The organism is Bradyrhizobium sp. SZCCT0153 (assembly GCF_018129995.1).
Taxonomy (GTDB): Bacteria; Pseudomonadota; Alphaproteobacteria; order Rhizobiales; family Xanthobacteraceae; genus Bradyrhizobium; species Bradyrhizobium japonicum_G.
The window spans coordinates 200,823-213,331 of the sequence record NZ_JAFCKS010000002.1; the positions used below are offsets into that span (position 1 = coordinate 200,823).

The window sequence follows — 12,509 nt, forward strand, 5'->3', positions numbered from 1 at the left end:
CCAAGCATATCCCAAAGACGCCCTCTTGCTCTAGCGCTTATAGGAAGCCCGAAGAGCACAGGAGGCAGCCATGGACGTGTTTTTGACCGCAATCGCGATCTGGATCTCCGCCAATTACGCCCTGCCCGCCAGTCTCAATCACCCGCACATCGAGCGGGTAGCCTCAGTCGAGATGGCGGGGCTTCGCACCAAGGGCCTGCTGTCGGCGCTCCAGCACGAGACCACCGCGCTCCACGAGCAGGAATCATCCTTCGAAAAGAGGCGGGACGTGGTCGCTTTCTATGATGACCGGACCAGGACAATCTACCTTTCGGATAAATGGACCGGCACGACGCCTGCCGAATTGTCCGTTCTCGTGCATGAGATGGTGCATCATCTTCAGAACCAGGCCGGCGCAGCTTACGAATGTCCGGCCGAGCGGGAGAAGCTCGCCTACGAGGCGCAGGATAAGTGGCTGCACCTGTTCGGCCGCGATCTCGAGGCCGAGTTTGGAATCAACGGCCTTGCACTTCTGGTTTCGACCTCTTGCGCCATGGCCATGGGGCTGTACTGAGTTCGCGGGCAGCTCCGGCGCCCGCCTCGATGCGACTTAAGGCCTATCCGCCGCCCTGCGCGCTGGAGCTGAAGCGGGCGATTGAGCAGAAGACGCCAATCATCTCGAGCAAAGGTGCGAGCGAAGCAATGAAGAGTTCTTGCCGTTCTCAGAAGAGACTTCCTACGCGCAAATCGCATCTGACCCGGCCAAGCAGTGATGTCGCCATTGGACCACGGAGCCGATTCTGTCCGCTCAGGCGAGCAGAGCGGACGTCGCACGCTTTCACCAACCGACCGAATCCGCAGCCCGCCCTCAGAACTGATACCGCCGCAAGCCGCCATCCACCGGGATCACCGTTCCCGTGATGTAGCGGGCCACGGGTGATGCCAGGAACACCGCGAGTGCCGCGAGGTCCTCCGGCTCGCCCCAATAGCCGACCGGGATTTCTTCCTCCGCGAAGCGCTCGCGATAATCCGGCGGGTAGTTGCGGCGGATTTGCTCGCTCATGATGCGCCCGGGCGGGATGCAGTTGATGGTGATGCCGTGCTCGCCGATCTCGCGCGACAGGCCCTTGGCCCAGGCGTGCACGGCGGCCTTGGCGGCGAACGCGGCGTTCAGACCCTCCGGCTCGGACTTGCCGGTGATGTTGACGATGCGGCCCCATTTGCGTTCGATCATCTGCGGCAGCAGCGCATGCGTGATGCGGCGGTAGCTGGTGAAGTTCAGCGCGATCGCCTCGTCCCATTTGCTGTCGGGCGCATCGACGGGCAGGGGGCGGCTGCCGCCGGCATTGTTGACGAGGATGTCGACATGGCCGAGCTCCTTCAGCGCGAACGCCGCGATCTTCTCCGCCGCGTCCTTGGCCATCACGTCCTGCTCGAGCGGCGTGATCAGCCCACCGCCGACCTCCTGCACCAGCTGGGCGAGCAGCTCGGCGCGCCGGGCCACGCCGACGACGCGCACGCCTTCGGCAGCCAGGCCCTTGGCGATGGCGCGGCCGATGCCGATGCTCGCGCCGGTGACGACAGCGGTTTTCGATTTGAGCCCGAGGTCCATGGTCGCACGCTTTCTTGTTTGCTTTTTTGCCTGTTGCCGTTGGTTTTGCTGTTCGTTTCCTGCCCTGTCCCCGTCAGGGTGATTTGCCCGACCGGGACGAGCAGTGGTAACCAAGAGCCGCGTTGAAGGAAACACGAAAAAAGAAAAGGCGCTGAACGATGGTCTGGGACCCGCAGCAATATCTGAAATTCTCCGGCCACCGGCTCCGGCCCGCGGTCGACCTCTTGATGCGGATTCCGGAATTTGGTCCGAGCACGATCGCCGATCTCGGCGCCGGCGCCGGCAACGTCACCAAGCTGATCAAGGAGCGCTGGCCGGATGCGACCGTGACCGGCGTCGAGGGCTCGGCCGAGATGGTAGCCGCCGGCCGCAAGGCGGCGCCGGAGGTGCAATGGTCCCATGAGGATCTCGGCCAGTGGCGTCCGGCCAAGTCATATGACCTGATCTATTCCAATGCCGCACTGCACTGGCTGCCTAATCATGCGGCACTCTTCCCCTCGGTGATGGAGAAGGTCGTGCCCGGCGGCATGTTCGCGGTGCAGATGCCGCGCAACTTTCTGGCTCCCTCGCATGTACTGATCGGCGAGACCGCCCTGGACGGTCCCTGGCGCTCCAAGGTCGAGCATCTCGTGACCCCGCCGCCGGTCGAGGGGCCGGCCTTCTATCATGATCTTCTTCTGCCCCTGTCCCAAAACATCGACATCTGGGAGACCGAATATCTGCAGGTGCTCGAAGGCGATAACCCCGTGAAGGAATGGACCAAGGGGACCTGGCTGACGCGCTACCTCGATGTCTTGCAGGGCGACGAGAAAGCCGCGTTCGAGGCCGCCTACGGGACGCGGGTCGCGAAGGCCTATCCGAAGAATGCCGCGGGGCAGACGCTGTTCCCGTTCCGGCGCCTGTTCATGGTCGCCCAGCGAAAAGGCTGATTGCACTGCTGCAGTGCGACATAAGCGATCGCTCCACAGGAGGGGAGCAAGCGCCGGGTTGCGTCTGCAACGGCCGTCAAGATAGCTTGGCAGCGGCAAATTGGGCTTAGGTCTAGTTGTTTGGCTGTCGGATTGCTGCCACTACTGAAACCGCAAAACAAGAAAAGAACCCGGTTTTAGAAGTTGTTGGGAGGTTACTTCATGCGCAAGCTGCTTCTTGCGGTCGCTGCCGCTGCTATTCTCGTGGCTCCTGCCGTCGTCCAGGCCCAGAGCCCGATCGTCATCAAGTTCAGTCACGTCGTCGCCAACGACACGCCGAAGGGCAAGGGCGCGCTCAAGTTCAAGGAACTCGCCGAGAAATACACCGACGGCAAGGTCAAGGTCGAGGTCTATCCGAACTCCACGCTCTACAAGGACAAGGAGGAGATCGAGGCGCTCCAGCTCGGCTCGGTGCAGATGCTCGCGCCCTCGACCGCGAAATTCGCGCCGCTCGGCGTCAAGGAATTCGAGGCGCTCGATCTGCCCTGGCTGTTCAAGGACGACGAGACCTATGCCCACGCGATGAAGGGCACGGTCGGCAAGTGGCTGTTCCAGAAGCTCGAGGCCAAGGGCATCTCGGGGCTCGCCTATTGGGACAACGGCTTCCACATGGTCTCTTCGAATCGCCCGCTGATGAAGCCGACGGATTTCCAGGGACTCAAGTTCCGTATCTCCGGATCGAAGATTGCCGACCAGTATTTCCGCCTGATGGGCTCGATCCCGCAGATCATGGCGTTCTCCGAAGTCTACCAGGCGCTGCAGACCGGCGTGGTCGACGGCTGCGAGAACACCGCGTCCAACTATCTGACGCAGAAGTTCTACGAGGTGCAGAAGGACATCACCGTGTCCTATCACGCGCATCTGCAATACGCGGTCATCGTCAATTCGAAATTCTGGAATGGCCTGCCGCCTGATATCCGTACCCAGCTCGACAAGGCGATGGCGGATGCGACCGACTACACCAACTCGATCGCGCGCAAGGAGAACGAAGACGCGCTGGCCGAGATCAAGAAGACGGGCAAGACCACGCTGCATTATCTCTCCGATGCCGACCGCAAGGCGTGGCAGGAAGCGATGCAGCCGACTTATAAATGGGCAAAGGGCCGGGTCGGGCAGGAAGTGCTCGATCTCGTCGCCAAGGAACTCGACGTCAAGATGAACTGACGGCGGCGCTCCTTCAAGAACAACCATGAACGGTCGGGGGTGATCGCACTCCCGGCCGTTTCGCTCTTGAACGACCAGCCTATCCTGGGGGGACCAAGTTGCTGCGCGTGCTGAATCGTTTTCTCAATCATCTCGAGGAATGGCTGATCGCGACGCTGATTGCGGCCGCGACGTTGCTCATCTTCGTCGCCGTGCTGCACCGCTACGGGGCGGGGCTGTCGATCGACATTGCTAAATGGGCGGAAGCCCGCAACTTGGCTTTCCTCGCCGTGCCCATGCGAGCGGCGTTCGTCTGGCTCGCCGCGCTCGACCTGTCCTGGGCGCAAGAGCTCTGCATCTACATGTTCATCTGGATGGCCAAGTTCGGCGCGGCCTATGGCGTGCGAACCGGAATCCATGTCGGCGTCGACGTGCTGGTCAATGTCCTTCCCGGCGGGTCGCGCCGCCGCGTGATCACCTTCGGTCTGTTGTGCGGCGCCCTTTTCACTTCCATCGTGTGCTATTTCGGCGCCGCGTTCGTCGGCCAGATGTGGCAGACCGGCCAGCAGTCGAACGATCTCGAAGCGCCGATGTGGCTGGTGTATCTCACGATTCCGCTCGGCTCCGGCCTGATGTGCTTCCGCTTCCTGCAAGTCGCCTGGTCGTTCTATCGCACCGGCGAGCTGCCGCATCACGACATGGCCGGCGTCGAGGGCGTCGAGGCAGACCCGGTTCATCCGGCACCGGTCACGCGCAGTCAGGTGGTCCGGGACGAGCGCAGTCCGCTCGGCTGGATCCTGATGCTGCTGCCGGTCCTGATCGTCGCAGTGTGCTTCGCCCATGCGGCCCATTTGATCACGTTGCCGCAAGGCCTGCGGGTCGCCATCGTTTTCGGTCTCCTGCTGTCATTGATGCTCACGGGCATGCCGATCTCGATCGCGCTCGGACTGACCGTGCTCAGCTTCATGTTCACGCTGACCGACGTGCGAACGGAATCGGTGGCGCTGAAGCTGTTCACCGGTATCGAGAGCTTCGAGATCATGGCGATCCCGTTCTTCATCCTTGCCGGCAACTTCCTCACCCATGGCGGCGTGGCGCGACGGATGATCGCGTTCGCGACCGCGCTGGTCGGTCATTGGTATGGTGGTCTTGCCCTCTCGGGCGTGGTCGCCTGCGCGCTGTTCGCCGCAATTTCCGGCTCGTCGCCGGCCACCGTGGTGGCGATCGGATCGGTGATCCTGCCCGCCATGGTCGCGCAGGGATTCCCGAAACGGTTCGGCGCCGGCGTGATCACGACTTCCGGCTCGCTCGGGATTCTCATCCCGCCGTCGATTCCGATGGTTCTCTATGCGGTCTCCACCAACACTTCGGTGGGCAAGCTCTTCATCGCCGGCATCGTACCGGGGTTGGTGCTCGCCATGCTGCTCGGCGCCACGACGTTCTATCGCGCCTGGCAGAATGACTATCCGCGGATGCCGAAGGCGACGTTCATGCAGCGCCTCGACGCGTTCAGGAATTCGATCTGGGGAATCCTGCTGATCGTGATCGTGATCGGCGGCATCTACAGCGGGCTGTTCACGCCGACCGAAGCTGCCGCCGTCAGCGCGGTGTACGCCTTCATCGTCGCGGTGTTCATCTACAAGGATTTGAAGCTGCGAGACGTGCCGCGGGTGCTGCTGTCATCGGCGAATCTGTCGGCGATGCTGCTCTACATCATCACCAACGCCGTCCTGTTCTCGTTCCTGATGACCTACGAGAATGTACCGCAGGCGCTCGCGCAATGGATGATCGACCAGGGCCTCGGCTGGATCGGCTTCCTCCTCGTCGTCAACCTCCTGCTGCTGATCGCGGGCAACGTGATGGAGCCGTCCTCGATCATCTTGATCATGGCGCCGATCCTGTTTCCGGTCGCGATCAAGCTCGGCATCGATCCGATCCATTTCGGCATCCTGATGACGGTCAACATGGAGGTCGGGCTGTGCCATCCGCCGGTCGGCCTGAATCTCTATGTCGCGTCCGGCATCGCCAAGATGGGCATCACCGAGCTCACGGTGGCGGTCTGGCCATGGCTCCTGACCATGCTGGCGTTCCTCGTGGTCGTCACCTATTGGCCAGGTCTGTCGTTGTGGCTGCCTCGTTTGTTGGGGATGTAGCGGAACCAGCCGCGATTGGCGGCGCCAGCGGGGACGCCGAGGGAAGCGTCTCCATCGGCCTCGCCCGAAGGGCGGCAGATGGCTAACGCACGGTAAACCCGCGCGCTCAAATGCAACTGCCGTGCGGTGAACGCCTTTTTACCGATGTGCGGTAGGACGATGCCAGCAGATGGGGCTGGCATGTTGTTCAACAGAATGGAAACAGGGCGGGCGTCGATTTCCGACGCCGTCTATATGGAAGTGATCGCGGGCCTGCACGGCACGACGATGCCTACCATTCTCGCGGCCGCCTGCCAGGCGATGGTCGGCGCCATTACGACCTACGAGACCGGCGACAAGGTGACGGCGGTCTTGACGGTCGCCGGTGTCGCGGTGGCCATCGTTCGCCTGTTCGAAATTTTTGCGTTCCGGCGCCGCCTCGCGCGGTCGCAGCAGCTCGGTCGGGCCGAGGCTGCGATCTGGGAGCGGTGCTATATTGCCGGCACAGTCGCGACGGCCTTCGTGCTTGGTGTGTTTGCCGCGCGCAGCATCGTGCTGGGTGATGCGCTCTGTTGCGTGATGGCGATCGGCATCGGCTTCGGGTTCGGCGCCGGCGTGGTGGCGCGGCTGGCGCTGCGTCCCGTCGCGGCGTTGCTCGATCTCGTCGCGATCGCCGCGCCGGCCGCGATCGTGACGTTCATGCAGCCCGATCTCCGCCATGTCGGGCTTGGGCTCCTCATCCTGATGTATGTGGTCGCGAGCTTCGAGATGGTGCGGCTGAGCTTCAACGCCTCGATCAGCCAGATCACGCTGAAGCGGCAGTTCGAGCAGCTCGCGCGCTCGGACCCCATGACCGGCGTGTCCAATCGCTCGGTGCTGGCCACGGACTTGCCGCCGATGCTGGCGGCGGGGATGGTTGCGGTCCATACGCTCGATCTCGACCGCTTCAAGGAAGCGAACGACAGGTTCGGCCACCCCGTCGGCGACGCGCTGTTGAAGCAAGTTGCGGGGCGATTGAAGATCCTTGCCACAGCCGACGACCTCGTGGTCCGGATGGGTGGCGACGAGTTCGTCCTGGTGCAGCGCGCGGCGGCTGATGCGGAAGCGGAAGCGATGGCACAGCGGATCCTGCAATCGATCAGCATGCCGTATGATGTGGACGGACAGGCGATCGAGCTCGGCGTCAGCGTCGGCGTCGCCGTTGCGCCGGGCGACGGGCGCACCGCGGAAGCGCTGCTGTCGCGCTCGGACAGGGCGATGTACCGGGCCAAGCAGGACCGCGGCGGCTATGTGCTCGCTCGCGCCTTGCGGATGCCTGACGCGACCGCATCGGCCCAGAGGGTCGCCGAAGGGCTGGCTGCATAAGGAGCAGTTGGAACCACAATCGAGATGCGGTTAGATGCCTCCCCAACAAAGATAAGCCGGGGAGAGCCTTATGAGCAGCTTCGAGACAGCTGATATGCCCAAGGACGCCTCGCCGTCCGTCATCGCGCGGCAAACGGCGATGCTGAATGCGCTGCCGTTTTCCGACACCCGGGATTTCGACGATGCCGCGCGCGGCTTCCTCGGCACGATCGAGAACGCGGAGATCACCAATCCGCAGGGAAGGACGGTCTGGAGCCTCAAGCCTTACGGCTTTCTCTCCACTGAGGCGGCGCCGCCGACGGTCAATCCGAGCCTGTGGCGGCAGTCGCGGCTCAACATGCAGCACGGCTTGTTCGAGGTCGTGCCCGGAATCTACCAGGTCCGCGGGCTCGACATCGCCAACATGACGCTGATCGAAGGCGACAGCGGTGTCATCGTGGTGGACACGCTGACCTCGATCGAGGGCGCGCGTGCCGCGCTCGATCTCTATTTCAGGCATCGCGGCGCGCGGCCCGTCGCCGCCGTGATCTTCACCCACACCCACACCGACCATTGGGGCGGGGCGCGCGGCGTGCTGGAGGAGGATGCGCTCGCCAGCGGCCGGGTGCCGATCATCGCGCCGAACCTGTTCATGGAGCATGCCGTCTCCGAGAACATCATCGCGGGACCGGCGATGCTGCGGCGGGCGCAGTACCAGTTCGGGCCGCTCCTCGCCAAGGGCGCGCGCGGGCAGGTCGATTGCGGCCTCGGCAAGTCGATGGCGACGGGCTCGGTCGCGCTGCTGCGGCCGACCGATTTGATCATGGCGACCGGCGACACGCGCGTGATCGACGGCGTCGATTTCGAATTCCAGATGGCGCCGAACAGCGAAGCGCCGGCGGAGATGCACTTCTTCGTCCCGCGCTACAAGCTTCTGAACCTCGCCGAGAACTGCACGCACAATTTTCACAATCTGCTGCCGTTCCGCGGCGCCGATGTGCGCGACGCGCTGGCCTGGTCGAAATATCTGAACGAGGCCCTGCTGCTCTGGGACGGCAAGGCGGAGGCGATGTGCGGCCAGCACCACTGGCCGGTGTGGGGGCGCGAGCGCATCGGCACGATGATCCGGCAGCAGCGCGACCTCTACAAGTTCGCGCACGACCAGACCATCCGCCTGATGAACCACGGGCTGACCGCGGCCGAGATCGCCGAGACGATCCAGTTGCCGAGGAGCCTGGAGGGCGCCTGGCACGGCCGCGGCTATTACGGCCACATCCGGCACAATGTGAAGGCGATCTACCAGAAATATCTGGGCTGGTACGATGCCAATCCGGTCAATCTCGATCCGCTGCCGCCGGTGGAATCCGGCAAGAAATATGTCGAGTATATGGGCGGCGCCGACGCGATCCTCGCGCGCGCGGCTGCGGACTTTGCCAAGGGCGAATTCCGCTTCGTGGCGCAGGTGCTCGGTCATCTCGTCTTCGCCGAGCCCGGCAATCAGGCGGCGCGTGACCTGCTGGCGGACACGCTGGAGCAGCTCGGCTACGCCGCCGAAAGCGCGACCTGGCGCAACGCTTATCTGTTCGGCGCGCAGGAGTTGCGACAGGGCATGCCGAAGGTGCCGCCGCGCCCGCCGATGCCGCGTGAGACGCTGGCCGCGCTGCGCACCTCCCAGATCTGGGACGTGCTCGGCATCCGCCTCAACGGGCCGAAGGCGGACGGCAAGCACATCGTGCTGAACTGGCGTTTTACCGATACCGGCGAGACGTTCGTGCTGAATCTGGAGAACTCTGCGCTCACCTACACCGAGGGCGTGCAGGCGGAAGGCGCCGATGCCAGCTTCACGCTCGCGCGGGCCACGCTCGACGAGGTGATCGCCAAGCTCACCAGCTTTCCGGAGGCGGTGGCCGCCGGCAAGGTCGAGCTCGCCGGCAACCCGATGCGCCTCGCCGAGCTGATGGGCTTGATGGACGAATTCCCGCGGATGTTCGAGATCGTCGAGCCGAAGCGGGCGGCAGTAACGTAGGCCACCGCTTTCTCCCGTCATTGCGAGCGCAGCCAGAGTCTTTCCACGGAGGCGGTCTGGATTCTTCGCTGTACTCGCAATGGCGGCTGATAGAGTGGGGCACTACCTGCAAACGTCAATGGCCGGGGCGAGCCCGGCCATGACGTCTACCATAGGAGTTGTCGCTACTCGGCGCTGCTCACCAGCTTGATCCGCGGCGCCTGTTGCTCGGCCAGGCTGCGATAGGCCGCGAGATAGTCGAGCGCCATGCGCCGTGCCGTGAAGCGCGTCTCGAACTGCTTGCGAATGGCGGAGCGGTCGAGTTGCGCGAGGCGGCCGACGACGCCGGCCGCGCTGAGGACGTCCTCGACGACGAAGCCGGTCAGCCCCTCGTCGATGATCTCGGGCACCGAGCCGCGGTTGAAGGCGACCACCGGCGTTCCGCAGGCCATGGCTTCGATCATCACCAGGCCAAACGGTTCCGGCCAGTCGATCGGCAGCAGAAGTCCGAGCGCGCCGCTCAGGAAGTCGGACTTCTCGTGATCGCCGATCTCGCCGATGAAATCCACCAGCGGATTATTCTCGATCATCGGCCGGATCAGCTCGTCATAATAATCCTGGTCGGCACGATCGACCTTGGCCGCGATCTTCAGCGGAATGCCGCAATGGGTCGCGATCTTGATGGCGCGGTCGACGCCCTTTTCCGGCGCGATACGGCCGAGCACGGCGAGGTATTCCTGCTTGGCGGGCTTCGGCGTCAGCAGATTCTCCGGCAGGCCGTGATGGATCGTCCTCACCCAATTCGCCTGCGGTACCGGCCGCCGCTGCGCGTTGGAAATCGAGATGACGGGGACCTTCGAGAAGGTTTTGAAGACCGGCTGGTGCTCCGGCAGATCGAGCCGGCCGTGCAGCGTCGTCAGGAACGGCGTCGGCTGCCGGTAGAACATTGACCACGGATAGTAATCGAGGTGGAAGTGGAGGAAGTCGAACTCCTCGTCGTCACATTTCTGCCGCACCCGCTCCAGCATCACCATATGCAGCGCATTGGGATCGCGCACGGAACCGTCGAGGCGAAGCGCCCGCGGCCAGGTTGCATCCAGCTTCGCCGATGTCTGCGAATCGCCGCTGGCGAACAGCGTCACGTCGTGTCCAAGGGCCACCAGCTCTTCCGTCAACCAGTGCACCACCCGTTCGGTGCCGCCATAGAGCTTGGGTGGAACAGCCTCCGTCAACGGAGCTACCTGCGCGATGCGCATTTCGCGATCTCCTCTGCGATCATGATCATTGAAACCCCAGCCTCGGCACCGGCATGCCAAGAGTGGAACGTTCTCGCATGTGCGAAGTTCCTCTTGGCGAACGTTACTTCTTCGACACACTGCGGCGTGGTCGCGATGATGCCATCAGCTCTTCTCACATCGTCCGCATCCGCATGTCGTGATGGTCTTGCCCGGGAACCGAGGCGAAGCGGTCGATGTTCGGTCGACAGTTAAGAACAATTGGAATCATCGCGACGGGGTTGCAGTCACATGGATCATCTTTCTGGATACGCGCGCAGGCCATTTGCCTTTGTCTTGCGCTATCTGCGGCGACGTCTGGCCTCACACCTGGTTATCCTGACCGCTGTCGTTGCAGCCGTCGCCTGCTCCGTGGGCACGCAATATGGCGTCAAATCACTGGTCGATGCTCTGTCGGCGGGACCATCGCATGGTGGCAGCGTATGGCTGGCATTCATTCTGCTCATGTCGCTGATCGCCGCGGACAACTTCCTCTGGCGGATCGCGAGCTGGACAGCGAGCTTTACCTTCGTTCGGGTCACGGGCGATTTGCGTCGTGACATATTTCGTCATCTGACCGGGCATGCGCCGAGCTATTTCTCGGACCGGATGCCGGGCATGCTGACCAGCCGCATTACGGCCACATCCAATGCCGTGTTCACGGTCGAGAACATGTTCGTCTGGAATGTGTTGCCGCCGTGCATTGCCACAGTTGCGGCGATCGGCTTGATTGGAACCGTCAGTCCCTACATGGCGCTTGGCCTGATCGTGATCGCGGGCGGCATGGTGGCCGCCATGTTCCGTCTCGCCGCGGCCGGCAAGCCGCTCCACGACGACTTCGCCGACAAGGCCGCTGTCGTCGACGGCGAGATGATCGACGTCATCAGCAACATGCCTCTGGTCCGCGCCTTCTGCGGCATCCGCCATGAGCACGAGCGGTTTGACGCCACTGTGAACCGGGAACTTACGGCGCGAAGCCGCAGTCTGCGTTATCTGGAGAAGCTGCGCCTGCTGCATGCCGCCGTGACCGTGCTGCTGACCGTCGCCTTGATGGCGTGGGCGGTCACGCTCTGGCAACAGGGCGAGGCGACCACAGGCGACGTCGTGCTGGTCTGTACGCTCGGGATTTCGATCCTCAGTGCGACGCGCGACCTCGCCGTGGCGCTGGTCGATGTCACCCAGCATGTCGCGCGCCTGACCGAGGCGATCGCGACGCTGCTCGTGCCGCATGAGCTGCGCGATCATCCCGAGGCAGAGCCGTTGGTCAAGAACGGCGCCGCGATCGCGTTCAACAACGTCACCTTCGGCTATCCCGGCGGCGAGAAGATCTTCGAACGGTTCAGCCTGCGGCTGCAGCCCGGCCAGCGTGTCGGCCTGGTCGGCCAGTCCGGCGGCGGCAAGTCTACGCTGTTCACCCTGCTGCAGCGCTTCTACGACGTCGACGAGGGCAGTGTCACCGTCGACGGCCAGGACATTTCCATGGTGACCCAGCTCAGCCTGCGGGATGCCATCTCCGTGGTGCCGCAGGACATCTCCTTGTTCCATCGTTCGATCCGCGAGAACATCCGCTACGGCAGGTCCAATGCGACCGACGACGAGGTGCTGCGCGCGGCGATCGCGGCGCGCTGCGACTTCATCGACAGCCTGCCGGAAGGCCTCGACACCATGGTCGGCGACCGCGGAGTCAAGGTGTCCGGCGGCCAGCGCCAGCGTATCGCGATCGCACGCGCCTTCCTCAAGGACGCGCCGATCCTGCTGCTGGACGAGGCGACCGCCGCTCTCGACAGCGAATCGGAGGAAGCCATTCGCGAGGCGCTGTCGCGCCTGATGCGCGGGCGGACCGTGATCGCGATCGCGCATCGGCTGGCAACGCTGCGGAATTTCGACCGCGTGGTCGTGCTGAAGGGTGGTAAGATCATCGAGGACGGCTCGCCCGAGCGTCTGATGCAGGGCCACGGGCCCTATCGTGAGCTGGTCACGCAGGAAATGAGCCGGCTCGCGCAAGCGGCCGCGTAAATCGACAGTCGCGTTCGAGTCGTTTGCGTCTTGAAA

9 protein-coding genes and 1 pseudogene are annotated in these 12,509 nt (G+C 63.6%); 8 read left to right on the plus strand and 2 right to left on the minus strand.

Translation table 11 applies throughout. From position 1 onward, the window contains the following. Window positions 1–70 precede the first annotated feature (70 nt). Window positions 71–553: a DUF6647 family protein gene (locus JQ572_RS08835; RefSeq protein WP_211382620.1), complete on the plus strand. Its 483-nt coding sequence runs from the start codon at window positions 71–73 to the stop codon at window positions 551–553. Window positions 554–847: 294 nt separating this feature from the next. Here the strand turns inward: JQ572_RS08835 and JQ572_RS08840 are convergent, their stop codons facing one another. Continuing rightward, window positions 848–1,591 (minus strand): SDR family NAD(P)-dependent oxidoreductase, encoded by a 744-nt coding sequence (locus tag JQ572_RS08840; RefSeq protein ID WP_211382621.1) that lies wholly within the window; start codon window positions 1,589–1,591, stop codon window positions 848–850. A 158-nt stretch (window positions 1,592–1,749) separates the two neighbouring features. On the opposite strand from JQ572_RS08840, the gene JQ572_RS08845 reads away from it, so the two are divergent. From JQ572_RS08845 to JQ572_RS08865, 6 genes and pseudogenes are all read left to right on the plus strand, one after another. Then, window positions 1,750–2,520 carry a methyltransferase domain-containing protein gene (locus JQ572_RS08845; protein WP_211382622.1) on the plus strand — a complete coding sequence of 257 codons (771 nt, stop codon included), beginning with the start codon at window positions 1,750–1,752 and terminating at the stop codon, window positions 2,518–2,520. 201 nt (window positions 2,521–2,721) lie between these two features. Next, entirely contained in the window at window positions 2,722–3,723 is a 1,002-nt protein-coding gene (locus tag JQ572_RS08850; protein ID WP_211382623.1) for a DctP family TRAP transporter solute-binding subunit, read from the plus strand. A 275-nt stretch (window positions 3,724–3,998) separates the two neighbouring features. Further along, window positions 3,999–4,358: pseudogene (locus JQ572_RS35415) on the plus strand (TRAP transporter small permease); the annotation flags it as partial. A gap of 216 nt (window positions 4,359–4,574) precedes the next feature. Continuing rightward, entirely contained in the window at window positions 4,575–5,855 is a 1,281-nt protein-coding gene (locus JQ572_RS35420) for a TRAP transporter large permease (RefSeq protein WP_249128988.1), read from the plus strand. A 180-nt stretch (window positions 5,856–6,035) separates the two neighbouring features. Continuing rightward, window positions 6,036–7,199 (plus strand): GGDEF domain-containing protein, encoded by a 1,164-nt coding sequence (locus JQ572_RS08860; protein ID WP_211382625.1) that lies wholly within the window; start codon window positions 6,036–6,038, stop codon window positions 7,197–7,199. A gap of 70 nt (window positions 7,200–7,269) precedes the next feature. Beyond that, window positions 7,270–9,204: an alkyl/aryl-sulfatase gene (locus JQ572_RS08865; RefSeq protein ID WP_211382626.1), complete on the plus strand. Its 1,935-nt coding sequence runs from the start codon at window positions 7,270–7,272 to the stop codon at window positions 9,202–9,204. A gap of 164 nt (window positions 9,205–9,368) precedes the next feature. Here JQ572_RS08865 and JQ572_RS08870 read toward each other — a convergent pair whose 3' ends face one another. Continuing rightward, complete coding sequence (locus JQ572_RS08870) at window positions 9,369–10,439, minus strand: glycosyltransferase family 4 protein (RefSeq protein ID WP_211382627.1); 1,071 nt, start codon at window positions 10,437–10,439, stop codon at window positions 9,369–9,371. 270 nt (window positions 10,440–10,709) lie between these two features. Between JQ572_RS08870 and JQ572_RS08875 the strand changes: the two genes are divergently transcribed. After that, window positions 10,710–12,473, plus strand: coding sequence for an ABC transporter ATP-binding protein (locus JQ572_RS08875; protein ID WP_211382628.1), 1,764 nt, complete (start codon window positions 10,710–10,712; stop codon window positions 12,471–12,473). Window positions 12,474–12,509 lie beyond the last annotated feature (36 nt).

Bases quoted from the DNA above. Each gene is read 5' to 3' on its own strand.
- JQ572_RS08835 (WP_211382620.1), top strand. From the start codon at position 71: ATGGACGTGTTTTTGACCGCAATCGCGATCTGGATCTCCGCCAATTAC.
- JQ572_RS08840 (WP_211382621.1), bottom strand. From the start codon at position 1,591: ATGGACCTCGGGCTCAAATCGAAAACCGCTGTCGTCACCGGCGCGAGC.
- JQ572_RS08845 (WP_211382622.1), top strand. From the start codon at position 1,750: ATGGTCTGGGACCCGCAGCAATATCTGAAATTCTCCGGCCACCGGCTC.
- JQ572_RS08850 (WP_211382623.1), top strand. From the start codon at position 2,722: ATGCGCAAGCTGCTTCTTGCGGTCGCTGCCGCTGCTATTCTCGTGGCT.
- JQ572_RS08860 (WP_211382625.1), top strand. From the start codon at position 6,036: ATGTTGTTCAACAGAATGGAAACAGGGCGGGCGTCGATTTCCGACGCC.
- JQ572_RS08865 (WP_211382626.1), top strand. From the start codon at position 7,270: ATGAGCAGCTTCGAGACAGCTGATATGCCCAAGGACGCCTCGCCGTCC.
- JQ572_RS08870 (WP_211382627.1), bottom strand. From the start codon at position 10,439: ATGCGCATCGCGCAGGTAGCTCCGTTGACGGAGGCTGTTCCACCCAAG.
- JQ572_RS08875 (WP_211382628.1), top strand. From the start codon at position 10,710: ATGGATCATCTTTCTGGATACGCGCGCAGGCCATTTGCCTTTGTCTTG.